Origin of the sequence: Streptococcus sp. CCH8-C6, from assembly GCF_001557225.1 — a bacterium.
Lineage (GTDB): Bacteria > Bacillota > Bacilli > Lactobacillales > Streptococcaceae > Streptococcus > Streptococcus sanguinis_C.
On sequence record NZ_LSJN01000008.1, the window covers coordinates 1 to 26029 of the forward strand.

Consider the following 26029-nt stretch of genomic DNA (forward strand, 5'->3'; position numbering starts at 1 on the left):
AAGGCAAGGGACTTTGACTCCCTCATGCGTTGGTTCGAATCCAGCTACCCCAGTTAAAAACTTGAGCCGGCGTGGCGGAATTGGCAGACGCGCTGGACTCAAAATCCAGTGTCCGCAAGGACGTGCCGGTTCGACCCCGGCCGCCGGTATTGCTTAAGTTTAGCGAAGCGTTTTAGCTTCTTTTTTTGTTTTTGATTCTTTTCCTACTGTAGTGGTTACGAAAGTCCTGTCTAAAAAAGAAAGAGCTTCTTAGTGATGCCGTAGTAGTGTCTAAAGTTGAGACTCTCAAGCTTTCATAGGTAATGGTGTTTCTTTAAGTGAATCAGTGTTTTGTATCCCGAACACTCTTGGTAAGGTATTTTCGATTCTTTCTGGAAGTCATATTTAGCTATTTGTCCTTGACAGTGAGAGCATATAGGAGCAAGCTAATCTAGCTTAGCGATGATTTCTTATGTACACAAGATGCCACATAATTCAAGATTATGATATTTTTGTCTTTAGTTTCGATTAAGTTTTTGATAATTTTTAATTGTTCCATAAGAGTCTTTCTAATGATTGTTTAGTCGCTTTTCATTATAGCTCTTATGGGACTTTTTTTCTAGAACAAAAGAGCTTTTTAATTTCTACAGTGGTTTTACCCACTGCAGAAATCATAGGCATTATTTTTTAACTTTAATTATCCTAAGAATTATCTGAAAATATATTATTTTATGCTATAATGAAACCAATCAAAATTATGGGGGTTCGGAAATGGTAGAAGCAGGTCATAAATTTTTAGCAAAATTAGGAAAGAAACGTCTTCGCCCTGGAGGTAAGCTTGCAACCGACTGGTTGATAGAGCAAGGGCAATTTTCTAGCGATAAAAAGGTTTTAGAAGTCGCCTGTAATATTGGAACTACAACGATTGAATTAGCGAAAAAATATGGTTGCCAGATTACTGCTGTTGATTTAGATAAGGCTGCGCTGGCTCAGGCTAAGCTTAATGGAGACAAAGCTGGTGTTAGTGAACTCGTCACATTTGAGCAGGCTAATGCCATGAAGCTGCCTTATGATGACAATTCTTTTGATATTGTTATCAATGAAGCCATGCTGACCATGCAGACGGATAAGGGGAAGGCCAAATGTATGGATGAGTACTACCGGGTGCTGAAGCCAGATGGAGTGCTCCTCACCCACGACGTCATGCTCAAGCAAAAAGATGAGAATGTCCGAGAAGAGCTATCTCGTGCGATTAATGTCAATGTGGGGCCTCTAACCGAGGGATCTTGGATTCAGCTGGTACGTTCTCATGCTTTTGACCGTGTGGACACCTTTGTCGGTGAAATGACCTTGATGAGCCTTCGAGGGATGATATATGACGAAGGACTGGGCGGCACTCTGAAAATTTGCTTCAATGCCCTTAAAAAATAAAACTACAGTCAATTTATGAAGATGTTTAAGATGTTCCAAAAGAATCAAGAAAAACTGGGCTTTATTGCTATGGTTTCTCGTAAGTAACTGCTAGCCACTTTGGAAGAACTACGGCGATTTTAAAAAGTTGATAAAAAACTTGCCCTCCCCTTAGGTCATAGTATATACTAGTTAGTAGAGGGGGGCAATTACATGTACCATATCAAAGAAGCGGCACAGCTGTCAGGTGTCTCTGTCAAAACCCTGCATCATTACGACAAAATCGGACTATTAGTTCCTGCCAAATCAGAAAATGGCTATCGAACATACAGCCAAGCTGATTTAGAGCGGCTGCAGGTCATCCTTTACTATAAGTATCTGGGTTTTTCTTTGGAGAAAATAGCAGAGCTGCTGAGTCAGGATGAACAGGCTTTATTACCGCATTTGGTTAGGCAGTTAGAGTATTTGCAGCAGGAAAGAGATCGCTTGGATACCTTGATTTCCACCTTACAAAAAACCATCCAAGACGAAAAGGGAGAAAGAAAGATGACAATGAAAGAAAAATTCGCAGGCTTTACCTACGAAGACAATCACAAATACCATCAAGAAGCCGTCGAAGAATACGGTCAAGAAGTCATGGCAGAAGCATTGACTCGTCAAAATGGACGAGAAGAAGAATCTGCCTCAGCCTTCAATCAAGTTTTTCAAAGTCTGGCAGAGAATATGCAACAAGGCTTGCCAGTTGAAGCAGCGGAAAATCAAGAGCAGGCAGCGCGTCTCTTACAAGCCATTCGCACTTACGGTTTTGACTGCTCACTGCAAGTCTTTGCCCATATCGGTCAGGGCTATGTTCATAATCCAGAATTCAAGAAAAATATCGATCAATTTGGACCAGGCACTGCCCAGTACACAGCAGATGTGATTGCAGTTTACGTTCAGACAAATGCAGAATAAAAACTGGTGAGAATGTTCTGCACTAACCCCCAAAAGTTAGTTAACTTTTAGGGTGCAGTGCAATGTTCCTCGACCAGTTTTTTCAATTACTTTAAAATATTTTTCTAATCACTCATAATGCAAGCTCCCTGCCACCCAGCCGGTGCAGAGGGCAGAGGTGATGTTGAATCCGCCCGTGTGGGCATTGATGTCTAGGACCTCTCCAGCGAAGTGGAGGCCGGGAACCAGTTTGCTTTCCAGAGTTTTGGGATTAATTTCTTTGAGGCTGACGCCGCCTTTGGTTACAAAGGACTTGGCCAGGGACATTTTGCCAGTGACAGGAATTGCTAGTTCCTTGATTTGCTTAATAAGGGCTTCTTTTTCACTGAGATTGAGTTGTTTGACTTTCTCGGGAAAGGGCTGGGCAAAAAAGTCTGCCATTCGCTCGGGCAGGAGAATCTTCAGGCAGTTCTTCAGGGATTTTTCCCGGTTTTCTTCTAAAAAGTCCGCCAGATCCTGCTGACTCATCTGAGGAAGGACATCCAGAAAGATGGTTTCTCCACCCTTGACAAAGCTAGACAAGCGCAGGGCTGCCGGGCCTGATAGGCCAAAGTGAGTAAAGAGCAGGTCGTGGGTGATGACATGCTTGCCATAGCTGAGGGTCACATCGTCCAGCGAAATACCCTGAAGCGCTTTGTGAGGAAAGTCAGTCAGAAGAGGACTTTCAGCAGCTTCCAGGTCAGTCACCGTGTGCTTGAAGTGTCGGGCAATATCGTGACCAAAGCCTGTCGAGCCTGTTGAAGGGTAGGACTTGCCGCCAGTCGTCACAATCAATTTCTGGCAGGTCCAAGTCTGGTCGCTGGATCTGATAGTGAAAAGGTCGTCGGATTTTTTAACGGAGACGATTTCAGTATTGGTGATGACAGTGCCACCCAGCTCTGAAATTTTCTTTTCCAAAGCTTCGATAATGGTGCGGGACTTGTTTGTCGCTGGGAAAACACGGCCGTGGTCCTCAACCTTGAGTTTGACGCCGTTCTCTGTAAAAAAGTTGATGATATCATGGTTGTCAAACTGAGAAAAGACGCTGTAAAGAAAGCGCCCGTTGCCCGGAATACCGGCCATGAGGTCATCTAGGTTTCCGTTGTTGGTCACATTGCAGCGCCCGCCGCCTGTACCAGCTAGTTTCTTGCCCAGTCGTTTATTTTTCTCGAGAAGCAGGGTCTTCTGTCCGTGGAAAGAACCGGAAATGGCTGCCATCATGCCAGCCGGTCCTCCGCCGATGATGATTGTGTCAAAATGGTTCATTGGTCTTTTCCTTTCGTGGAGAGTGGCTTCTATCAGTTAGTCAGAAATCTTATGCTTCCTTGGTGAGCTGGCTTTTGCTCTCTTGCAGCTCCTCTTGGAGGACTATAGCTAGGAATATCTAGATTTCTAAATTCATTCGATTTTTTCATTTCTTTTACTAGACTAATCTGTCTCATTGTATCACAAAAAGGGGTTGAAAAGATAGGAGTCAGGCTCAAAAAATATTGTGAAATTTGACAGTTAAGGCTTGATATGATAAGATTTAGGTATCTACAAACTAGAAAAAGTTTTTGAGGAAATTATGGCAATTGAAAAGACAGTCAGCGAGTTAGCCGAGATTCTTGGAGTTAGCCGCCAGGCGATTAACAATCGTGTCAAGGCACTGCCGCCAGAAGATACGGAAAAGAATGAAAAAGGAGTCACGGTGGTGACCCGCAGCGGCTTGATTAAGCTGGAAGAGATTTATAAGAAAACTATTTTTGAAGATGAACCTGTTAGCGAAGATGTGAAGCAACGCGAGCTGATGGAAATCTTGGTGGATGAAAAAAATGCTGAGATTGTGCGTCTCTATGAGCAGCTTAAGGCCAAGGACAGCCAGCTAGCTAAGAAAGATGAGCAGCTGCGCATCAAGGACGTCCAGATTGCTGAAAAGGACAAGCAGTTGGACCAGCAGCAGCAGCTAACAGCTAAGGCTATGAATGAGCGTGAAACCTTGCTGTTGGAGTTGGATGAAGCCAAGGAAAAGGTGCAGGAGCAGGAAAGCAAGGGCTTCTGGGCACGTTTATTTGGAAAATAAAAATAAGGTTGGGACATCTGTCTCAACCTTGTTTTAAATAAGAATCGCTTTTTAGCAAGTTTTGTATTGTTCACAACATAAAGGAGGAAAATGAACTCACAAAGACTGGGACTTTTACGTCTCTATCGCAATCTTGATAAAATTCTGTTGCTCTTTTTCACAGTCTTTATGCTCATGGAGCTGGCTTGGGTGCCTTTCAACTCCTTTGCAGCAGAGACTCTGCTCAAGCAGACAGGCTACCTCTTCTTATCTTATACGAATGCCTTTAAAGTTCTGACTTCAAATGTCTGGGTTGGCTTAGCCTTTCTAGTGCTTTTTGCGGCCAATCTCTTTGTCGCTTATTTTCAGATTGGACTGATATTTATGGGGCTCCGCAATCTTCTGGACGAGGAAGAACGAAGCGCCTTTCAGTTCATTAAGAAAAGTTTCAAAGACAGCGGCTCGCTGATTCGCTACGCTAGGCCCAGCAAGGTCCTCTTTATTGCACTGTATATGGGCTTTATCTTTCCCTTTCTGCGGCAAATTCTCAAAATCTACTATTTGAATAAAATTTTGATTCCAGAATTTATCGTGACCTATCTCAAGACGGCCTTATGGATGAAATTTTCAATCTATGCTTTAGGTTGTCTGCTTTTTTTGATAGCTGTCCGCCTGATGTTTTCCCTGCCCAAGCTCTTTTTTGAGCATTTCCGCCTACGTGATGCGATTCGGTATAGTTTGGAGAAGACCAAGGGACACTTGATTCGCTATACTTGGCAGCTGTTTTGGATACTGGCCAAGAGCTTTCTCTTCTTTCTTTTAAGCAGCATTCCGATTTTAGTGTTGCAGCAGTATGCGGATGGCCAGTCCAATCAGATAGCCTTGACAGCAGCGGTTGTCAATTACTGCCTCATAAAGCTGGCTTATTACTTCATGGTAGCCTACTTTCTGATTAAGTTTGTGGCTTTTCTGACAGACAGCAAACTGTCTGAGTATCGCTACAGGAAAGGCCTGCCTATCATGCGCTGGTTTATCCTTTTGGTCACTAGCTCTGTCTTTGCCCTTGAAGGCTTTGTCTATCTCAATCTGCCCTTGGAAAATGTCCCTCTGACCATCTCGCATCGTGGGGTTTCGCAGGGAAATGGTGTCCAGAATACAGTTGAGTCGCTAGAGAAAACCGCCCTGCTCAAGCCAGACTATATCGAAATGGATGTTCAGGAGACTAAGGATGGTCAGTTTGTCATGATGCACGATGCCAATCTAAAAGCTTTGGCCGGCGTTGATGCCAGACCGCAAGAGCTGACTCTGCAAGAGCTGACGGCTTTAGATATTTCAGAAAATGGACACACTGCCAAAATTTCCAGTTTTGATGCTTATCTCAAACGAGCCAATCAGATGGGGCAGAGACTCTTGATAGAAATCAAGACCAGCAGCTTGGACTCAGACGATATGATGGACCGTTTTCTGAGTCAATACGGAGCCAATATCAAGGTTTACGGCCACCAGATTCAGTCCTTGGACTATCAGGTTATTGACAAGACTGTCCAGTATGATGAGAGCATACCGACCTTCTTTATCCTACCCTACAATACTATTTTCCCACGGACACAGGCTTCTGGCTATACGATGGAGTACTCGACCCTCGATGAAAACTTTGTCGATAAGCTCTGGACGACAGATAAGCAGCTCTATGACTGGACCATCAATGATGCAGACAGCATCGGCAAATCCTTCCGTCTGGGTGTTGATGGCATGATAACTGATGATTTAGAGCTGGTTCAGAGCTCCATCAAGGAACTGCAAAACAATCCCGACTATGCCCTGCTTTTGATGAGTAAGGCAGCGGATTTGCTTAATTTTGTGTAGTGGACTAGTGAGAAAACGACTATAAATCAAAAAAAGGCTGAGATTTCTCAGTCTTTTTTGCTGGTTCGAGTACCTCTTGACTTATTTCTAGTCAAGAGGTAAGGTTATTTATCTTGCTTAAAATGGCAATTTGCCTGCGAAAGCGCCCATTTTCTTCTGAGTAGCATCATCAATCTGAGCCAGCGCGTGATTCAGAGCTTGCGCAGTCATCTCTGACAGAGTTTCCAAATCTTCAGGATCCACAACGGCTGGATTGAAGTCAATGCTGACTACCTTTTTATCGCCTGTCAGTTTAGCGACGACTAAATCTTGGGCTGATTTGCCGGTAAATTCTGTTGCAGCCAGTTCTGCCTGTCCTTTTTCCATTTGTTTTTGAAGCTTTTGTGCTTGCTTCATCATGCTTTGCATGTTCATCATAAGATTTTCTTTCCTTTCTCTCGCAAGGGCTAAGCCCTTGGTAATCTTCACTCTTCAAATTATATCATTTTTTGGAAAAGTGGCAAGAATGTATAATGATATTTTGATATTGATTTACAGTGAGTTTGACAAGAAAGGCGATACTATGGTAAAATGTTTGAGAATTTATATATTATTTAGGAGTATTTTCGGATGAAAAAACATAAATTGAAACTTTTGTTTCTTGGACTTTTATTACCTCTCTTTCTCTTAGCTGGCTGTAATGGTACACCTAGTATCAAAGGGAAGTGGAACGTTCAGGGAGCTTATGGTGATATAAATACTACGGAATTTACAGATAAAAAGGTAGTTGTTGAGGATAAAGAGAAAGAGTATAAGCAAGTTGCTACAGGCTTTAAGAATAATTCTCATTATGTAGTTATTGAGATCGAGAAGCAAAAATATTCAATTGTTTTCCCAGATGCTGATAAGAATATTGCTATTTTGCTCCAGCCGTCTTCAGATGATGACTATCTAAACGGAGAGATGATTTTAGCTATGAATCGTAAGGAAGTTCCAAACTACGAGAAATATGCAGAAAAATACATGAATCGATAAGAAAAAGGCACAAAAGATGTGCCTTTTTTCATTACATTTTTGATCTAATAAAATGTAATGGGAAGTTCAATACTAGATCGCTCCAAATCTACCGTCAGCTGATAGTCGGTCTTATCACGAACGGTATGCTCGAAGTCCGTAGTGTAGAGGACGAGGCGCAGTTGGTCTCCTTTTTTCATCTTATAGATAGTTGGTTGCAGTTCAAAGGAAAATTCCAGCCATTGGTCAGGAGTGACTTCTTCGACTGTCAGTAGATTGGTTCGATTTTGCAGATTGAGAAAACCTTTGGTGATGACGCGATGAGGCGTTTCAGTATGGGGGAGTTCAACCAGATTGTCCAGCATATAGTAGCGGCCGTTGTCCATGACTCTAGGCTCAATAGGCGTAGGAATCGGTGTGAGGCGTTTAGCTGGTCCGAAGTCCAGCAATTGAGCAGAAAGTAGTCCCTTATCGGTGCTGGATTTGAGGCGAAGATTGAGCTGGCTCGCTCCGTTGAGAAAGAGGTCCTTTTCCAAGGTCCAGTCCAGAGTAATCTGGTTGACCTTACCTTCAAAAAGCTCAGTCTTGAAGCTTTGGTAATTTTTTGCAAAACGATTATAGTCTTCTTCTGGGTATTGATTTTTGATAGATTGGCAGTTTTGGCCTAGTTGGAGCTGAAGTTTCTGCTCTTGTCCGCCGAAGTCTTCCAAGGTCAGCCAGTTTTGAGCTTGGCTGTTGTCCTGCCAAATGACTGCTGGCAGTTCGAAGTCTGATTCATATCCCAGCAGTTTATTGCTCAGCAGAGCATTGATAGACTCACGGAAGTCGATGGACTGCCAGTTGTTCATGTAAACATGGGCACCGTTATGGAAGAAAAGATGCTTTTTGATGTGGGGCGGTAAAGCCCGAAACATATTATAGACATGGAGAGGCTTGACATTCCAGTCTTGAGAGCCGTGGGTGAAGACGACTTCGGCCTTGACCTTATCTGCGTGGAGCAGGTAGTTGCGGTCATGCCAAAATTGATTGTAATCTCCGGTTTTTCGGTCTAGGTCTTTGCGCTGTTGCTCTAGGCTTTGCTGATAAGCATCATTATGACGCAGGTAGTCACCAGCCCTCAGATTGCGAGAGTAGGTCAGTTCGGTCAAGGATTCAAAATCCTCTCCTGGATAGCCGCCAGGACTTGTGACAAGGCCGTTTTCGCGGTAGTAGTTGTACCAAGAAGAAATCCCAGCTTCAGCGATGATGACTTCCAGTCCATCTACTCCAGTTGTAGCCAGCCCGTTGGACATGGTGCCTAGATAGGAGATACCGGTCGTAGCCACTTTTCCGTTGGACCAAGTGGCCTTGATTTCCCGCTGGCGTGTGTGGTCGGTGAAGGCTCTGCAGCGGCCATTGAGCCAATCAATAACATTCTTATAGGCTTCGATCTGCTGATAGTCGCCGCTGGTCATCAGTCCTTCAGAGTCTTTAGTTCCTACGCCAGACACATAGAGATTGGCAAAGCCGCGGGGAAGCAAGTAATCATTGAGTGTGTAGGTATTGATATGGCCTAATTTTTCCTCGGCTTCAGAGACTTCTTGGGCAGGAGCTGGCGAATCCAGCTGGAGCAATTTTAGTTCAGGATCTTGTACTGTGATTTGATGGGGTTCTTTTTTTGCTAAGTCCACATTCATATCATGGAGAGCCTTGTCGCTGGCAGGGTCATTGGTTCCTTGATGATAAGGAGAAGCAGTCATGACGGCAGGGATTTTCCCTTGATAGCGGGGACGGATGATACTGACCTTGATGAGGTCCGGACGACCGTCTTGATCAGTATCCACGCGTGATTCCACGTAAACTACCTCTCGGATAGCATCATGGCTGGAAAAGGTTGCTAGGCTCTTACCATTGAAGTAGTGGTGGGTATTGTCCTCAGGAATCAATCCCTCACTGACTAGTTTATCAACTAAGAGGTTACCAATTTTTGTCCGAGTGTTGAGCAGCTGGTAGAGGTTTTCCAACAAGTCTCCAAATGTAATGGGAAAGCCTGTTTCTTTGCGAAAGGCCTCAACATCTGTAAAATCAATAAAGGGCGAGAACTCAAGCAGCTGAAAGGCCACAGTATAAAAGACAGACGCCGTCAGTTCTCTGTCAGACTGGAAAAAGCTCAGCAGGTCTGTTTGGCTGTCAGCAACCCAGGACTTCAAGGGATAATCTGTATTTTTATAAGTGAAAAAACTGGTGCGGAGAAAATCTTCAAGATTTTCCTTATCAGAGCGATTGCTGTCATAAAAAAAGCCTAATTCAGCTAATTCTGTCAACATATTTTCCCGTTTTGTTCTTGCATAACTATACTGATTAAAACGCATATTCTTCCCTCTTTTTCTTATTTTTATTAAAAATGACCTTTACATTATCCATTATACTTGATAAAATAGACTTTGTCTAAAAAATATTTAAGGAGTATCATATAGATGGATTTCGGTTGGGCAATTAAATATGCCACAGAATTTTTGGGTACAGCTATTCTCATTATTTTGGGAAATGGAGCTGTTGCGAACGTTGAGTTAAAAGGAACCAAGGGGCATCAGAGTGGCTGGTTAGTCATCGCTGTTGGTTACGGTATGGGGGTTATGATTCCAGCTTTGATGTTCGGTAATGTGTCCGGTAACCATATCAACCCTGCTTTCACTCTGGGACTGGCTGTCAGTGGTTATTTCCCTTGGTCACAGGTTGCGCCGTACATTGCAGCCCAGCTTTTAGGAGCTATTTTCGGACAGGCCTTGGTAGTTGCGACTCATCGTCCTTACTATTTGGGAACAGAGAATCCTAATAATATTTTAGGGACTTTCTCAACTATCTCTAGCTTAGATCATGGCACGCCTGAATCACGTAAAGCAGCCTTGTTCAATGGTTTTATCAATGAATTTGTTGGTTCTTTTGTTCTTTTCTTTGCGGCTATGGGCTTGACCAAGAACTTCTTTGGAGCAGAATTGTTGAGCAAAGCTGAAGCAACTATCAATTCACAAGCTGCTCAGATGGCAGCACAAGGGACTTCAGTTCCTAAAGAACAGATTGCTGCTGCAATATCTCAGGCTAAAGATCAAGTTGCACCATTCCAAGTTGGTAGCCTTTCAGTCGCTCACCTAGCACTTGGGTTCTTGGTAATGGCTTTGGTAACCTCACTGGGAGGCCCTACTGGACCTGGACTGAACCCTGCTCGTGACCTTGGACCTCGTATCCTCCACTTCATCCTGCCAGAATCTGTTTTGGGCAAACACAAGGGTGATTCAAAATGGTGGTATTCTTGGGTTCCAGTTGTGGCACCGATTCTTGCAGGTATCACAGCAGTCCTCTTGTTTAAAACAATCTACGGATAAGCGCATAAGATCAGAGTTGGGGGATTTCCTCAACTCTTTTTTCGAACGATAGAGAAGGTAAAGATGGAGATGCAAGTATCAAAATTTCATAAGGTCAGTGGCCGCAGAACCTTACTCTTTGGTTTTTTAGCCCTTGTTTTTGGCCTGATTATCATTGTCAATGGCTTCAGATTTACCAAGCTGGCCTTCGATTTTATTTCGCTTTATCTGACAGTTGTTGGCTTGGTAAATATTGTTCTTCATATTTTTACGCGCAAGAAAGAAGGGGCTGTCTGGCATAGTCTGCTTCAGATTGCAGTCGCTATGGGTATCAGCTGGCTCAACCGAATCAGTGATGTGCCTGTCAATATTGTGATTATCAGTTTGGGTAGCTACCAGCTCTTGACTGCCGGTATTTACGGAGTGACCTATCTCCTTTATCGGCAAAATCATGTCAAGGGCGGCTTGCGCTATCTATTTGATACCGTTCTCTATGGTGGAATTGGGCTGACCAGTATTCTTTCGCCTGCGACTGACGGACACTTGCAGTTTTTGATTTTAGGAATCTATTTGATGATGCTGGGAATGTCCAATATCCGGGATGGCCTCTTTTTTGATAATGACCGTGAAAAACATCGGCTGCGTAGGCAAATTCGTATTAACCTCCCTATTATTTTTGCAGCCTTTATTCCGGTAGAAAATCTGGAACACTTTAATCGACTGATTCAGGGAGATACTGCTTCTGATCGTAAAAATGTTTATAGTCTTGTTAAGAATAGAGAGAAAAAGGCGGACTTAGAGGTCTTGGTCCATACTTCAAAGACAAGTTTATTAGGGGGCATAGGTCATGTAGATATTTGCTATCAGGGACAAGTGATTTCTTATGGCAGCTATGATGTTTTTTCTGAGCGATGCAAGGGCATGATTGGAGACGGTGTTCTTTTCAAGGTTCCTAAAGACGCTTATATTGAGCTTTGCAAAAAAGAAAGCAAGAAAACACTCTTTGGTTATTCTCTGGTTTTGACAGATAAGGAGAAAGAGGCGGTTGAGAAGCGCCTGGCTGAAATTGATCAGCTGTTAGTAGAATGGGAGCCGCCAGCAGAACTGAAAAATGGCCAGCCAACATACTCCTACAAGTTGAAGCATGAACTAGGAGCGCAGCTGTATAAGTTTAAAACCAGTCGTTTCAAGACGTATTTTGTCCTGTCGACCAACTGTTGCCTGCTAGCAGATTCGATTATTGGGCAGGCTGGGACAGATACTCTGGATATTCGTGGTATTATCGCGCCCGGTACCTACCAGTCCTATCTGCAGTACGAGTTTGAGTCCGCTAGAGGTTTGGTCATTGCTCAGACCGTTTACCAATAAATCCAAGGCCTTCTTGTTTTAAAAATTGTTTATTTGCGCATAATTTCTTGTCAAAAAGATGAAAATCCATTACAATAAAATGGTTTGGAGGAATTATGAGCGCGAATCATATTATTAGAATTATCCCTGTATTAAAGATAAATAATCGTCATTTAAATCAAGAGTTTTTTGTAAATCAGCTGGGCATGAAGGCCCTTTTAGAGGAAGCTGCTTTTCTGTCCTTGGGAGATCAGACCAAGACTGAGAAACTGCAGCTGGAAGAATCGCCTAGTATGCGGTCGCGGCGAGTCCAAGGTCCTAAAAAATTAGCCAGAATCGTTGTCAAGGTTGCAGATGCTAAAGAAATCGAGTCGCTATTGGCTCAAAAGCCTGCTTGGACTAAGCTGTATAAAGGAGAGAAAGGCTATGCTTTTGAAGCTCTGTCACCAGAGGGCGATCTAGTTCTTCTGCATGCAGAAGAGAATAGAGCAAATCTGCAAGCAGTCACGGCGGTGCCTGACTTTGAAAAGCAAGAGGACTTCATCGGCCTTAGCCAATTTGAGATAGAGACGGTAGAAATTCGTGTACCTAATGCCAATGAAGCCCAAGAATTTTACAGCAAGATTGAAAATGCGCTGGACTTTCTGACCTTTATAGAAGCAGAGGGTCAAGACTTGCAGGCAGACAATGCCCTAACTTGGGACTTGACTATGCTCAAAGCTCAAGTCAATCGTTTAGAAACCGCTGCGCTGCGTCCTATCTTTGAAGGACACGAGGTCTTTGTACCCAAGTCAGATAAGTTCCTGCTGAGTCAGGATTTTAGTAAGATTGAATTGTGGTTTGAAGCATGACTCTAGAAAACATCATCAGTAAAATCAAAGAACAGCTAAAAGATGGTATCTATCCCGGTGCTAGTCTGGCCTTGTACCAAGCTGGCCGGTGGCAGGAATTCTACTTTGGTCTAGCTGATCCGCAAGAAGGGAAGACCACTCAAGCGGGTTTGGTCTATGACTTGGCTAGCGTCAGCAAGGTGGTCGGAGTTGGGACTCTGGCAGCCTTTTTATATGAGCAAGGCAAGCTGGAGCTGGATTTGCCCTTGCAGCATTACTATCCGGCCTTCCATCGAGAAGATGTGACCTTGCGTCAGCTCTTGACCCACACATCTGGGCTGGATCCTTTTATTCCCAATCGTGATCAGCTGACAGCTCCCGAGTTGAAAGCAGCACTCAATCATTTGACAGTGCTTGAAGATAAGATTTTCCGCTATACGGATGTGAATTTTCTGCTCTTGGGCTTTATGTTGGAAGAGATCTACGGTCAGTCCTTGGATCAGATTTTTCAAAGTCAGATTTTCCAGCCTTGGGGTTTGGCTGAGACTAGTTTTGGACCAGTTCCAGGAGCTGTGCCGACCGTTCGCGGTGTCAAGGATGGTCAGGTTCATGACCCTAAGGCGCGTGTGCTGGGTGTCCATGCTGGCAGTGCGGGCTTATTTTCAACTCTCAGGGATTTGGAAATATTTCTGGAGCATTATCTGCAGGGTGACTTTGCGGCCAATCTGACCCAGAATTTTTCCAAGGAGTCAGGCAAAAGACGCAGTCTAGCTTGGAATCTAGAGGGCAGCTGGCTGGATCACACTGGCTACACAGGAACCTTTATTATGTATAATCGCAAGGAGCAAAAGGCGGATATTTTCCTATCCAACCGGACCTATGAAAAAGACGAGCGGGCTCAATGGATCTTGGATCGTAACCAGCTGATGGACCTGATAAGAAGAGAACTTTAAAAGACTCCGGCTGCAAGCTCCGGGGTTTTATCATGTCTACCTATATTAATATCGGTCTCTAGCCCCAGTGATTTTCTCTTAATAAAAATCGCTTTTTTTGCCAAAGTATATTAAAATAAGATAGAGAGAATCTACAGACAAGAGAAGAGTATGACAAAAGAAATCGGTGTCGGCAAGGCACACAGTAAAATTATTTTAATGGGAGAGCATTCGGTGGTCTACGGCTATCCAGCCATTTCCCTGCCTCTTAATCGCATTGAAGTGACCTGTCAGGTCTTTCCGTCTGAGCGGGCCTGGACCCTCTACGCCGAGGATACGCTGTCTATGGCTGTCTTTGCCTGTCTTGAACATTTCGGTCGGCAAGGGGCTAAGATTCGCTGTCAGGTGGAGTCCATGGTCCCTGAGAAGAGGGGAATGGGGTCTTCAGCCGCGGTTAGTATTGCAGCTATTCGGGCGGTCTTTGACTACTTTGAGGAAGAACTGGATGACCAAACACTGGAGATTCTAGCCAATCGGGCAGAGATGATTGCCCATATGAATCCTAGCGGCCTTGATGCCAAGACCTGCCTCAGCGATGTGGCTATCAAATTCATCCGCAATTTCGGTTTCAGTGAAATTGAACTGGATCTGGATGCTTTTTTAGTGATTGCAGATACGGGCATTCACGGTCATACCCGCGAAGCTATCCGTGCTGTAGAAAGTCAGGGTCAAAAGGCTCTGCCTTTGCTGCAGGAATTGGGGAATTTAACGAAAATCCTTGAGAAAGCCATTTCTATCAAGGACCTGATGACAATGGGACAAGCTATGACCAAGGCTCATGAGAAGCTAGCCAAGCTAGGGGTTTCTTGCCAGAAAGCAGATGAGCTGGTATCGGCAGCTCTTGAAAATGGAGCTTTGGGAGCTAAGATGAGCGGTGGCGGTCTGGGTGGCTGTGTCATTGCTCTTGTAGGAGAAAGAAGTCAGGCGGATGTCTTAGCCACCGTATTGAGAGAGAAAGGGGCCATTAACACATGGATCGAAAGCCTGTAAGTGTCAAATCCTATGCCAATATTGCAATTGTCAAATATTGGGGCAAGAAAGATGCAGAAAAGATGATTCCGTCTACCAGCAGTATCTCGCTGACACTGGAAAATATGTATACCGAGACTCAGCTGAGTCCTTTGCCGGATACAGCGACTGGAGATGAGTTTTATATTGACGGTCAGCTGCAAAGCCCGGCAGAACATACCAAAATCAGTAAGATTATTGATCGCTTCCGCTCTCCAGAAGATGGTTTTGTCCGTGTTGATACCAGCAACAATATGCCAACAGCAGCGGGTCTGTCTTCCAGCTCCAGCGGTCTGTCTGCCCTAGTCAAGGCCTGCAATGCTTATTTTCAGACGGGCTATCAGACGCAAGAGCTGGCTCAATTGGCCAAGTTTGCTTCAGGGTCGTCAGCTCGGTCTTTCTTTGGTCCGCTAGCGGCCTGGGATAAGGATAGTGGAGCCATTTATCCAGTCAAGACGGATTTGAAGCTAGCCATGATTATGCTGGTTCTTCACGATGAGAAAAAGCCCATTTCCAGCCGCGACGGTATGGAGCTCTGTGCTAAAACTTCCACGATTTTCCCAGATTGGATTGCCCAGTCTGCCTTGGATTATCAGGCTATGCTAGCTTATTTACGGGACAATGAGTTTGCTAAGGTTGGTCAGCTGACAGAAGAAAATGCTCTTCGGATGCATGCTACGACAGAAAAAGCTTATCCGCCGTTTTCTTATCTGACAGAGGAGTCTTATCAGGCTATGGATGCTGTTAGAAAGCTGCGGGAGCAGGGCGAGCGTTGCTACTTTACCATGGACGCGGGGCCAAATGTCAAGGTCCTCTGCTTGGAGGAAGACCTAGACCATCTGGCTGCTATACTTGAGAAGGACTACCGGCTTATCGTCTCCAAAACAAAGGACCTGTCAGATGAAAGCTAATGCAAGAGTCCAAACCTGCGGCAAGCTCTATCTGGCAGGTGAATATGCAGTGCTGACGGCTGGTCAGCCGGCCATTATCAAGGACATCCCTATCTATATGACTGGAGAAATCCAGGTAGCGCCTGACTATCGCTTGACATCAGATATGTTTGAACACAGCGCTAATCTAGAGCCAGACCCTGATTATGCCTTGATTCAGGAGACGGTAGGAGTTATGAACACTTATCTGCTGGTCTTAGGCTACCAACTTCAGCCTTTTTCTCTAAAGATTAGTGGCAAGATGGAAAGGGACGGTAAGAAGTTCGGGATTGGCTCCAGCGGTAGTGTGGTTATTCTGATCCTTAAGGCCATGGCAGCACTTTATGAGCTGGACTTGGAGTCGGAGCTACTATTTAAGCTGGCTTCTTACGTTCTCCTCAAGCGCGGAGACAATGGTTCCATGGGAGATCTAGCCTGCATTGCTTATGAAGACCTGATTTACTACCGGTCTTTTGATAGAGAGCTGGTCCGCAAGCGTATGGACAAGGTTGATTTACAGCAATTACTAGCAGAGGATTGGGGTTTTGAAATTAGCAGCATTAAGCCTCGCTTAGCCATGGATTTTCTGGTTGGCTGGACCAAGCAGCCGGCGATTTCTAAGGACTTGGTCAATCAGGTCAAGTCAGCTATTTCGGAGTCCTTTTTGACAGGCAGCAGGACGCAGGTTGATGCTTTGGAGAGAGCTTTATTAGCAGGAGATAAGCTTGCTATTCAGTCTAGTATGGAAAAGGCTAGTCAGCTCTTAGAAAGGCTCAACCCAGCTATCTATACAGACAGGCTGAAAGTCTTAAAAGAAGCGGCAGAGGGACTGAACTGTGTGGCTAAGAGCAGTGGTGCCGGCGGTGGTGACTGCGGGATTGCTATCAGCTTTGATGCCGCATCTAGCAAGCAACTGATTCAAGCCTGGCAAGAAGCTGGCATTGAGCTATTATACAGAGAAAGGATGGGCTATGATGAGCCAGAATCGTAAGGACGACCATATCAAATACGCCTTAGAGCAGCGTCCGGGTTACAACAGTTTTGATGAAATGGAACTGGTTCACCGTTCTCTGCCCAAGTATGATTTGGCGGAGATTGACCTATCTACTCACTTTGCTGGTCGTGACTGGGACTTTCCTTTTTATATCAATGCCATGACTGGCGGCAGCCAAAAAGGCGGTCAAATCAATGAGAAACTGGCTCAAGTAGCTGAAAGTTGTGGCCTTCTTTTTGTAACTGGCTCTTATAGTGCAGCCTTGAAAAATCCTTCTGATTCTTCCTATCGGGTGGCGGCTGGTCGGCCTAATTTATTGCTGGCTACCAATATCGGCTTGGACAAGCCTTATCAAGCTGCCCAGCAGGCAGTAGCTGATTTGCAGCCCCTCTTTTTGCAGGTCCATGTTAATCTCATGCAGGAATTGCTGATGCCAGAGGGCGAGCGGGAGTTTCGCTCTTGGAGACAGCACTTGGCGGATTATAGTCAGCGGCTGGAAGTCCCTCTGATTCTCAAAGAAGTTGGCTTTGGCATGGATCGCTCTACTGTTGAAGAAGCGCGCTCCTTGGGGATTCAGACTTTTGATATTTCTGGCCGGGGCGGCACTAACTTTGCCTATATTGAAAATCAGCGGGGTGGCAATCGTGACTACCTCAATGATTGGGGGCAATCTACTCTGCAGAGCCTATTAGTGCTTCAGCCATTGCGTGATGAAGTCGAACTCTTGGCTAGTGGAGGTGTCCGCCATCCTTTAGACATAATCAAAGCTCTGGTCTTAGGAGCCAAGTCGGTTGGCCTTTCTCGCGCCATGTTGGACTTGGTGGAAAATCACTCAGTGGAAGAGGTTATTGATATTGTAGAAGGCTGGAAATCGGATCTGCGCCTCATCATGTGCGCCCTGTCCTGTCGAAATTTGCAAGAATTAAAGAGTGTATCCTATCTACTTTATGGGCAGCTGAAAGAAGCTCAGGAACAGATTAAATAAATAGCATAAAGACATACAAAAAAGGCCATTAAGGCCTTTTTACTTGTCCTGTTTTCGTAAGTCAGCTAGGATTTCCTGAGCAGTAGCGAGGTTGAAAGTCTTCATGGCTGTTAAGCGATTGGCTACAGCAGCAATTTCTTCGTCTTGGGCTCCAGCTTGCAATGCTAAGGATTTTGCTTGCAATTTCATGTGACCAGCTTGGATACCAGTGCTGACCAGTGCTTTGAGGGCAGCGAAGTTTTGTGCCAATCCGACCGATACGATGAGGGAAGCCAAGTCCTTGGCCTGAGGCTGCCCTAGTAAGTCAAAGCTGGCTGCCACTGCGGGATTGAGGCCGATGGAGCCTCCCTTAGTTGCAATGGGCATGGGCAGGGTTATTTGACCATGAAGCTGGCGTTTGTCTGGGTCCGCCGTCCAAGTAGAGAGGCCGCGGTAGCTTCCTTCTCGGCTGGCATAGGCATGGGCACCGGCTTCTATAGCCCTCCAATCATTTCCAGTAGCCAGCACCAAAGCATCAATACCATTAAAAATACCTTTATTGTGGGTAGCTGCCCGGTAAGGATCGACCTGGGCTAGCTTGCTAGCCTGCTGCATTTTATCCGCAAGAAGTTCCGCCTCGGCCTTATCTCGACTGAGAAAGCGATAGTCGATGACACAGCGGGCTGTTACCAGGCTATCTGTTGCATAGTTTGACAGGATAGCCATCAGACTCTTACCACCAGTCAGCTCTTCCAGAGGAAAGGTGAGAGCTTCCAGCATGGTGTTGAGCATATTGGCTCCCATGGCTTCCTGCGTATCCACAGACAGATAAAAAATGAGGAAGTCAGCCTTTTGCTCCAGCCAAAGATCTCTAGCACCGCCACCACGGGCTACAATTGATGGATAGGCTTGGTTGGCCTGTTCCAATAACTCTTTCTTTTTCCTGAGAACATCTTTAATGGCTTGGTCGACCTTTTCAACCTGATAGAGGGCGATTTGCCCAATCATCTGGCGTTTGTGGATCTCTGTCTCAAATCCGCCAGAACGTTTGATAATCTTAGCGGCAAAGCTGGCTGCTGCTACCACAGATGGCTCTTCTGTCACAAATGGAACTTGATAGGTCTTACCATCCACCAGAAAGTCTGGCACCAGAGAGTAGGGCAAGGCTAGAGTGGCCAGTACATTTTCACTCATCTGGTTTGCTGTTTCCAGAGGCAAAGTCTGCTGACTATCTAGCAGCTTCCAATGTTCATCTTGTAAAAGTTCCTCATTTTTCAACATCTGCAGACGTTCAGCAGGAGTTTTTTTGGAAAATCCAGTCCAGTTTACTTTCATGATGATTTCTCAACTTTGATGTACTTGCGCTGGTGCTCTGCAATTTCCGCCAGAGCAAAGCTTTGGTCTTCATAGCCAGAGAAGCGGGCATTGCCTTCCGCATCCAGCTCAGCTTCTTCAAAAAAGATGCGCTCGTAGTCTGAGATGGAAAGAGTCTGACGCTGGTCTAATTCCTCTAGGCGTGTCTTGGATAGATGCTTTTCATAGCCCTCTACCAAATTGGCACTAAAGATTTCAGAGACAGCCCCGCTGCCATAGCCGAAAAGAGCAATCCGATCGCCAGCCTTGAGGTTGTCAGAGTTTTCTAAAAGAGACAGGAGGCCTAGGAAGAGGGAGCCTGTATAGATATTTCCAACTTTTTGGCTGTAGAGAATAGAGGCTTCAAAGTTCTTTCTAAGCTGGTCTTGCTGCTCTTGAGGCAGGCTTTTATCCATGATTTTATTGAGGCCTTTAAGAGCCAGTTTTGGATAAGGCAGGTGGAAGCAGTAGGCCGCAAAATCTTTGAGAGCTAGCTTGTGGCGTTTTTGGTACTCCGTCCAAGTTGTCTTTAAGCTATCCAGATATTGCTGGGTTGAATAGAGCCCGTTGACATAAGGAGTTGTCGAGTAATTTGGGCGCCAAAAATCCATGATATCGCGTGTCTGAGCTACATTATCATCATTGAAAGCGAGGATACGAGGATTGCTGCTAATCAGCATAGAAATAGCTCCTGCTCCCTGCGTTGGTTCGCCAGGTGTGTTAATACCATACTTGGCAATGTCGCTAGCTAACACCAAAACTTTGCTGTCTGGATGTTTTTCGATATGGAGCTTGGCATAGTCCAGTGCAGCAGTAGCTCCATAGCAGGCTTCCTTAATTTCAAAGCTGCGGGCAAAAGGCTGGATACCCAAAAGGCCATGGACAAAAACGGCTGCCGCCTTGCTCTGGTCAATCCCTGACTCAGTAGCCACGATGACCATATCAATCTTTTCTTTGTCCTCTGTTGTTAGGATGGGTTCTGCTGCCGCCGCTCCCAAGGTAACAATATCCTCAGTCAGAGGAGCAATGCTTAGTTCCTTGAGCAAGAGCCCCTTGCTAAGCTTGTCTGGGTCAGTCCCACGGGCTGCCGCTAAATCATTTAATTTTAAGACATAATTACTGGTCGCAAAACCGATTTTGTCGATTCCGATTGTCATTATAAGACCTCTTTAAATCCTTTTATTCTAGTATATTCCGAAGACTATTTTACCATACTTAGGAATAAAACTCTTACAAAAACATCTAATCTCAGCTAAATCAGGCTTAAGATGTATTTTCCAAAAGAAAAACAGCAGATGGCTCTACTGTTTGTTTGCTGTGAGTTTGCTTTGGCGCTTTTTTAAATAGTGATAGAGCTTGAGTACGACAGTGCCGCTGGCCATGCCAATCGAGATGACCAAGGCCAGAATGACCACCAGAGTGGCGTGAATCATGGCCTGGCTGTAGTCACCAGTGACAAAGAAGGCAGTCGTCCGATAGGAAATGTAGCCTGGGACCAAGGGGGCTAGAATGGCCAAAATAAAAACAACAGCGGGCGTTTTGTAGATGATGCTGAGGATTTGGCTGACGCAGGAACCAATGATAGCAGCCACAAAGGTTGCTATGATGACGTTGGTCGGTCCTTTGAGCAGGAGATAGAGCAGCCAAATAGCCATGCCCAGCACTCCGCCAGGAATCAGCATACTGCGCTGGACATTTAGAACGATTAAAAAGGTAATGATAGCCAGTAGGCTGGCAACTGCTTGCAGTAAGAATGTCAAGATTGTCATAGGCTCATTTCATAATAAGGAGGGCGACAGAGGTACCTGCACCGAGAGCAAGGGTAATGAGGAGCGATTCAAAGAGTTTGCTCATTCCAGAGTTGATATGGTTGGTCATGATGTCACGCACAGAGTTGGTCAGAGCAATGCCAGGCACAAAAGGCATGACAGAACCTGCAATAATTAAATCATCTGTGGAGTTAAAACCGGAATAACGTGTCCAGATATGAGCCAGCAGTCCGAAGACAAAGGCTCCAGCAAAAGCTGTCACAAAAGGAATGCGGATATACTTGTCAACATACAAAGAGAAGGCAAAGCCAAAGAAGGTAGCAATGGCAGCCCCCAAAGCATCGTAGAAATTTCCGCCAAACATGATGGAGAAGAAGGGAGCACTGAGCGTTGCGGCAGCGATCAGCTGCTTGTTGTTATAGGGCAGCTCCTTAACTTTGAGACGATTCAGCTCATCAAAAGCCTCTTGAAGGCTGATTTCTCCTGTAACCAACTGACGGGAGACCTGATTGACATCGCAGACCTTCTCAATGTTGTAGTTGGTCTTGAGATTGCGCTTCATCCGTGAAACATTTGTATTTTCAATCGAAAAGAAAATAGCCACTGGCATTGCTAAGGCATTGCAGTCGATGATCCCTTGTGAATGTGCGATGCGAATCATGGTGTCTTCTACCCGATAGGTCTCGGATCCGCTCTGCAGCAGCAGTGTCCCGGCTAGCATGATAACATCTACTGCCAGATTGAAATCTTTGGCTTCTTCCCTGATACCTTTCTCTGTCATTTCCCCAATCCTTTTCCTAGTATAGCAATAGAACCATTATACCATAAAGCCTCTTAAAAATATCATCAAGTTGGCAGTCATTTGAAGTCTGAAATACAAAAAAGAAGATTGGAGATTTCCAATCTTCTTTCAAATGGTTTGTAAGTCCTTAGTCGTTTATTAGCTCAAAGCATCGTCCATAGAGAGCACTTCGTGGAAGACACGTTGGGTCAATTCAGTCTTTTGTTCTGGAGTCAAGTACTTAGTGTTTACACAGTAACCTGAGATACGAACGATAACATCTTCGCCAGACATAATCTTCTCGTAAACATCCTTCAAGTCCATAACGTTCAAGTTAACGTGTTGTCCACCGTTTTCAAAGTAACCATCAAGGATTGTTACCAAGTTGTCTACTTGTTCGTCGTGAGTCTTACCAAGCGCACGAGGTGATACTTGAGTTGTCAGGGAAATACCGTCAGCTGCGTAACTGAAGTCCAAGCTAGCAAGAGAGTTAAGGTTTTGCAACCAGCCACCTTTTGCTTTGTTAGATGGGTTAGCACCTGGTGAGAAGAATTCCAATTTAGACAAGTTCACGCTGCCATCTTCGTTGAGGTACACTCCTTTATGGACTGGTGAGTTACCAGTTTGTTTAGAGTAAGCAACGTTAGATGTGATAGTCAAGAGTGATACTGTTGCTTCAGCGTTCTTGTAAAGTTTGTGGCTGCGCAGACGAGTTGTGTAAGCTTCTACCAACCATTCAGCCAGTTCGTTAGAGCGAGGATCATCTTCACCCCAACGTGGGTATTCTCCGATTGTTTCATAGTCGTAGATATAGCCGTTTTCGTCGCGGATTGGCTTAACGGTTGCATACTTGATAGCAGACAAGGTATCAACAGTGTTGGCAAATCCACAGATACCGAATCCCATGTTAGCGCGTTGGTAAGTTGGTAAAAAGGCCATTTGAACAGCTTCGTAGTTGTACTTGTCAGTCATGTAGTGGATGATGTTCAAGGCATCTACGTAAGTGTCAGTCAACCAGTCCAGAGATTTTTCAAAATTCGCTTTAACTGATTCGAATTCAAGAACTTCGTCACGGATAGGTTCGATGTCAAATACTTTGTAGTCTTTATGAACATCGTCGTAACCACCATTGAGACCTGTCAGAAGGGCTTTCAGAACGTTTACACGAGCACCGAAGTATTGGATGTTGTGGCGTTGTTCTTCATTTTCAGGGTCAAGTGGAGACACACAGCAAGAGATACAGCTCATTTCACCGTAACCATCTCGAGCCATTGTTGTTACACCTTCGTATTGGATAGAAGAGTGCTTGTGGCTCATGTGCATACAGTAGCGACGGAATGAGTATGGAAGTTTATCAGTCCAGAGAACAGTCAAGTTTGGTTCTGGAGAGTTACCAATGTTATCAAGTGTGTTAAGGAAACGGTAGTCCATCTTTGTAACACGGTGACGGCCGTCGTTCCCCATACCTGCCATAGAAGTAGTGATGAAGGTTGGGTCACCAGAGTAAAGTTGGTCGTAAGCTTTTGTACGAGCAAACTTCACTGTACGAAGTTTCATAACGAAATCATCAACAAATTCTTGGATTTCTGATTCAGTGTAAGTACCGCGAGCCAAGTCACGTTCAGCATAGATGTCAAGAACGATAGGCACACGTCCAAGAGAAGTAGCAGCACCGTTGATAACACGGCAGACAGCCATGAAGGCGATGTTAGTCCATTGGATAGCTTCTTTAACGTCAAAAGCAGGACGGCGAACATCTACTCCGTAAAGGTCACCAAGTTTTACAACTTCACCAAGTGCTTGGTATTGCAGGTTGATTTCTTCGCGCAGACGGATTGTTTCTTCGTCAATATCAGTCAAACCATTCCAGTCGCGAACTTTTTCAGCCATGAGGTAGTCAGCTCCATAAAGAGCAAGACGTGCGTAAACCCCGATGATACGTCCACGTGAGTAAGCATCTGGAAGACCAGTTACAGTGTGGGCGTGACGAGCACGGCGGATGTTAGAAGTGTAAGCACGGAAGATACCGTCGTTTACTGTTGTAACATACTTAGTAAAGATTTCATGAACAGCAGGATCTGGTTCGTATCCATTTTCTTTCAAAGTAGTTTCAGCCATGCGGATACCACCTTTTGGCATGAAGTTCAATTTGAAGAGTTCGTCGTTTTGGATACCGTAAATCAGTTCGTTGTCCTTGTCAATGTAACCAGCGTCGATATCAGCGATAGATGCTGGACGAGTGTCCATTGGGAAACGAGTTTCTTCGTAGTGAGCTTTTGTTTCTTCTACGATTTTCTTGATGTGGAGTGAGCGCTCAGTAGGACCTGCCAAGAAGCTTTCATCTCCATCATAAGGTGTGTAGTTAGCTTGAACGAAGCGAGAAACACTTGCTTTCTCTTTCCAGTCTTCACCTTTGAAGCCTTCCCAAGCTTTGTCAAAAATATCTTGAGCTTCAACAACTGTTTTTACAACCATTTGATTTTCCTCTTTATTCTAGCAACATAAACTGTTACATTTATAAGTAAAGTATATCATACGGTAATCGGTTTCACAAACCATTTTCGGCAGAAAGAAAGACTTTCTTTTATAATACAGAAAGTAAAAAGTTGCAGATGTGTACTATAGATTTGAAAAACATAAATCTTTTCAAATATTTTGGAAAAATGGGTAAAAAAGTTATAATAAAAGTAATTAAAATGTCATATAAAAATTGCTGACGAAGAATCTTACTTTTAAAATACTTTTTACAAGAATGAAAAACTGTTTCAGATTTATTTGAGCAAAAAGGGCCGACTTTGTGAAAGCCTGTAAGCTGAGATTGATGGCAGGAGAAAGGAGGAGGACATGCTGATTTTTCCACTGATTAACGATACATCTAGGAAGATTATCCACATTGATATGGACGCTTTTTTCGCTTCGGTGGAAGAGCGGGATAATCCTAAGCTAAAGGGACATCCGGTCATTATCGGCAGCGATCCCCGCTTGACTGGCGGTCGTGGTGTCGTCTCCACCTGCAATTATGAGGCCAGAAAGTTCGGAGTTCATTCGGCTATGAGCTCCAAGGAAGCCTATGAGCGTTGCCCCCAGGGGATTTTTATCTCGGGGAATTACGAAAAATATCAGGCAGTCGGCTTGCAGATCCGAGAGATTTTCAAACGCTATACGGATTTGATTGAGCCAATGAGTATCGACGAAGCCTATCTGGATGTAACGGAAAACAAGCTTGGGATTAAATCTGCAGTCAAAATAGCCAAGTTGATTCAGCACGATATCTGGAATGAGCTGCAACTGACGGCTTCGGCAGGCGTTTCTTATAATAAGTTTCTGGCCAAGATTGCCAGTGACTATGAGAAGCCTCATGGTCTGACTGTTATTCTACCTGAGGAAGCTGAGGCCTTTCTGGCGCCTATGGATATTGCTAAGTTTCATGGGGTCGGCAAGAAAAGCGTTGAAAAACTGCATGAAATGGGAGTTTATACTGGTGCAGATCTGCTCAAGATACCGGAAATGACTTTAATTGATAAGTTTGGTCGCTTTGGTTTTGATCTTTATCGGAAAGCGCGTGGCATCAGCAATAGTCCAGTCAAATCCAATCGTATTCGTAAGTCGATCGGGAAGGAGCGGACCTATGCCAAACTGCTCTATAGTGAGGAGGACATCAAGAAAGAGCTGACCCTGCTGGCACAGAAGGTAGAAAATAGCCTGACTAAGCATGATAAGAAAGGACGAACCATCGTTCTGAAAATTCGTTATGCCGATTTCTCCACCTTGACTAAAAGAAAAAGTTTGAATCTAGCCACTAAAGACAAGGAGCAAATCGAGCGAACGGCTCATGAGATTTACGATAGCTTGGAAGAACAACCACGAGGTATCCGGCTGCTAGGAGTGACAGTGACGGGGTTTGAATAAAGATAAAGGCTTGGTTCATTACCGGGCTTTTTTAGATATAGTTTTTAGTATGAGATAGTTGCTTGTGACGAGTTTCTAAGTTGGCTGATGATTTTCATTAACTAAAAATAATATTTTTTGAAAAAATACTGGACAAAGTTTTCTGTGTCTGTTATACTGAGTCTATAAAATAATAACCGTCTGGTCGGTTTTTAAAAAGAAAGGAGCAGAAATGAAGAAATCTGTAGTAGAAAAAACAAGCGATCACATCCTCAAGTTGAATCAGGAGATGGATCGGCAGCGGGAAAGTCAGAAAGAGTTTTTGCAGCAGCAGGCAGAAAAACGTAAGGTGTGGCTAGAAAAGATAACACAGGGTGAGAATCTCATACGCTATTCTAAGTGGGGAGTCAAAGCTGGATATGCTGTCCTTGCTGGTGGCTTGCTGACTTCTGTCTTTAGCCCTTGGCGAGGACTGGGTATTATGGCAGTAGGGGGTCTGAGTCTTGCCTCCAATCTCTGGCAAATTCGGCGATTGCAAAATCAAGAAAGGAGCAAGTAGCAGAGAAATGGCC

At 44.6% G+C, this 26029-nt stretch carries 22 protein-coding genes, 1 tRNA gene and 2 pseudogenes; 16 read left to right on the forward strand and 9 right to left on the reverse strand.

The window, feature by feature from the left end:
* The first annotated feature begins 65 nt into the window (after positions 1-65).
* A tRNA-Leu gene (locus tag AX677_RS00390) sits at positions 66-149 on the forward strand.
* A gap of 159 nt (positions 150-308) precedes the next feature.
* On the opposite strand, the pseudogene AX677_RS09460 reads toward AX677_RS00390, so the two are convergent.
* A pseudogene (locus tag AX677_RS09460) lies at positions 309-538 on the reverse strand (ISL3 family transposase); the annotation flags it as partial.
* A gap of 212 nt (positions 539-750) precedes the next feature.
* On the opposite strand from AX677_RS09460, the pseudogene AX677_RS00395 reads away from it, so the two are divergent.
* Positions 751-1497 (forward strand): annotated as a pseudogene (locus AX677_RS00395) (class I SAM-dependent methyltransferase).
* 105 nt (positions 1498-1602) lie between these two features.
* Entirely contained in the window at positions 1603-2343 is a 741-nt protein-coding gene (locus AX677_RS00400; RefSeq protein ID WP_060975775.1) for a MerR family transcriptional regulator, read from the forward strand.
* A gap of 108 nt (positions 2344-2451) precedes the next feature.
* On the opposite strand, the gene AX677_RS00405 is transcribed toward AX677_RS00400, so the two are convergent.
* On the reverse strand, positions 2452-3627 hold the full coding sequence (locus tag AX677_RS00405; RefSeq protein WP_060975776.1) for an NAD(P)/FAD-dependent oxidoreductase: 1176 nt from the start codon (positions 3625-3627) through the stop codon (positions 2452-2454).
* A 301-nt stretch (positions 3628-3928) separates the two neighbouring features.
* Between AX677_RS00405 and AX677_RS00410 the strand changes: the two genes are divergently transcribed.
* On the forward strand, positions 3929-4423 hold the full coding sequence (locus AX677_RS00410; RefSeq protein WP_002896624.1) for a DUF536 domain-containing protein: 495 nt from the start codon (positions 3929-3931) through the stop codon (positions 4421-4423).
* A 90-nt stretch (positions 4424-4513) separates the two neighbouring features.
* Complete coding sequence (locus AX677_RS00415) at positions 4514-6268, forward strand: glycerophosphoryl diester phosphodiesterase membrane domain-containing protein (RefSeq protein ID WP_060975777.1); 1755 nt, start codon at positions 4514-4516, stop codon at positions 6266-6268.
* 117 nt (positions 6269-6385) lie between these two features.
* Here the strand turns inward: AX677_RS00415 and AX677_RS00420 are convergent, their stop codons facing one another.
* Positions 6386-6685, reverse strand: a complete 300-nt coding sequence (locus AX677_RS00420) for a YbaB/EbfC family nucleoid-associated protein (RefSeq protein ID WP_002919734.1) — start codon at positions 6683-6685, stop codon at positions 6386-6388.
* 192 nt (positions 6686-6877) lie between these two features.
* Between AX677_RS00420 and AX677_RS00425 the strand changes: the two genes are divergently transcribed.
* Complete coding sequence (locus tag AX677_RS00425; RefSeq protein ID WP_002931955.1) at positions 6878-7282, forward strand: hypothetical protein; 405 nt, start codon at positions 6878-6880, stop codon at positions 7280-7282.
* A gap of 44 nt (positions 7283-7326) precedes the next feature.
* Here the strand turns inward: AX677_RS00425 and AX677_RS00430 are convergent, their stop codons facing one another.
* Positions 7327-9612 carry a Xaa-Pro dipeptidyl-peptidase gene (locus tag AX677_RS00430; RefSeq protein ID WP_060975778.1) on the reverse strand — a complete coding sequence of 762 codons (2286 nt, stop codon included), beginning with the start codon at positions 9610-9612 and terminating at the stop codon, positions 7327-7329.
* Between the two features lie 105 nt (positions 9613-9717).
* On the opposite strand from AX677_RS00430, the gene gla reads away from it, so the two are divergent.
* From gla to fni, 8 genes are all read left to right on the forward strand, one after another.
* A complete protein-coding gene (gene gla, locus AX677_RS00435) occupies positions 9718-10623 on the forward strand; it encodes an aquaglyceroporin Gla (RefSeq protein WP_002898407.1) in 906 nt (301 codons plus the stop codon).
* Between the two features lie 63 nt (positions 10624-10686).
* Positions 10687-11970, forward strand: a complete 1284-nt coding sequence (locus AX677_RS00440; RefSeq protein ID WP_060975779.1) for a hypothetical protein — start codon at positions 10687-10689, stop codon at positions 11968-11970.
* 95 nt (positions 11971-12065) lie between these two features.
* Entirely contained in the window at positions 12066-12800 is a 735-nt protein-coding gene (locus AX677_RS00445; RefSeq protein WP_060975780.1) for a CppA N-terminal domain-containing protein, read from the forward strand.
* Positions 12797-13732: a serine hydrolase domain-containing protein gene (locus AX677_RS00450; protein ID WP_060975781.1), complete on the forward strand. Its 936-nt coding sequence runs from the start codon at positions 12797-12799 to the stop codon at positions 13730-13732. Before AX677_RS00445 ends, AX677_RS00450 begins: the two co-directional genes overlap by 4 nt.
* A gap of 150 nt (positions 13733-13882) precedes the next feature.
* Positions 13883-14761 (forward strand): mevalonate kinase, encoded by an 879-nt coding sequence (gene mvk, locus AX677_RS00455; protein ID WP_060975782.1) that lies wholly within the window; start codon positions 13883-13885, stop codon positions 14759-14761.
* Entirely contained in the window at positions 14743-15690 is a 948-nt protein-coding gene (gene mvaD, locus AX677_RS00460) for a diphosphomevalonate decarboxylase (RefSeq protein ID WP_060975783.1), read from the forward strand. The genes mvk and mvaD overlap by 19 nt, the downstream gene beginning before the upstream one ends.
* Positions 15680-16699: a phosphomevalonate kinase gene (locus AX677_RS00465; protein WP_060975784.1), complete on the forward strand. Its 1020-nt coding sequence runs from the start codon at positions 15680-15682 to the stop codon at positions 16697-16699. The genes mvaD and AX677_RS00465 overlap by 11 nt, the downstream gene beginning before the upstream one ends.
* On the forward strand, positions 16680-17687 hold the full coding sequence (gene fni, locus AX677_RS00470; protein WP_082730164.1) for a type 2 isopentenyl-diphosphate Delta-isomerase: 1008 nt from the start codon (positions 16680-16682) through the stop codon (positions 17685-17687). Before AX677_RS00465 ends, fni begins: the two co-directional genes overlap by 20 nt.
* A gap of 39 nt (positions 17688-17726) precedes the next feature.
* Here the strand turns inward: fni and AX677_RS00475 are convergent, their stop codons facing one another.
* The 5 genes from AX677_RS00475 to pflB all read right to left on the reverse strand — a co-directional run bounded on the left by AX677_RS00475 (position 17727) and on the right by pflB (position 24044).
* Complete coding sequence (locus AX677_RS00475; RefSeq protein WP_060975786.1) at positions 17727-19001, reverse strand: hydroxymethylglutaryl-CoA reductase, degradative; 1275 nt, start codon at positions 18999-19001, stop codon at positions 17727-17729.
* On the reverse strand, positions 18998-20176 hold the full coding sequence (locus tag AX677_RS00480) for a hydroxymethylglutaryl-CoA synthase (protein WP_060975787.1): 1179 nt from the start codon (positions 20174-20176) through the stop codon (positions 18998-19000). Before AX677_RS00480 ends, AX677_RS00475 begins: the two co-directional genes overlap by 4 nt.
* A 144-nt stretch (positions 20177-20320) precedes the next feature.
* Positions 20321-20788 carry a threonine/serine exporter family protein gene (locus tag AX677_RS00485; RefSeq protein WP_002898388.1) on the reverse strand — a complete coding sequence of 156 codons (468 nt, stop codon included), beginning with the start codon at positions 20786-20788 and terminating at the stop codon, positions 20321-20323.
* Positions 20789-20792: 4 nt separating this feature from the next.
* Positions 20793-21569 (reverse strand): threonine/serine exporter family protein, encoded by a 777-nt coding sequence (locus AX677_RS00490; RefSeq protein ID WP_002901514.1) that lies wholly within the window; start codon positions 21567-21569, stop codon positions 20793-20795.
* Positions 21570-21728: 159 nt separating this feature from the next.
* Positions 21729-24044: a formate C-acetyltransferase gene (gene pflB, locus AX677_RS00495; protein ID WP_048772231.1), complete on the reverse strand. Its 2316-nt coding sequence runs from the start codon at positions 24042-24044 to the stop codon at positions 21729-21731.
* Between the two features lie 369 nt (positions 24045-24413).
* On the opposite strand from pflB, the gene dinB reads away from it, so the two are divergent.
* Together dinB and AX677_RS00505 are read left to right on the forward strand one after the other, a co-directional pair.
* On the forward strand, positions 24414-25478 hold the full coding sequence (dinB, locus tag AX677_RS00500; RefSeq protein ID WP_060975788.1) for a DNA polymerase IV: 1065 nt from the start codon (positions 24414-24416) through the stop codon (positions 25476-25478).
* Positions 25479-25689: 211 nt separating this feature from the next.
* Entirely contained in the window at positions 25690-26016 is a 327-nt protein-coding gene (locus AX677_RS00505) for a hypothetical protein (RefSeq protein WP_060975789.1), read from the forward strand.
* Positions 26017-26029 lie beyond the last annotated feature (13 nt).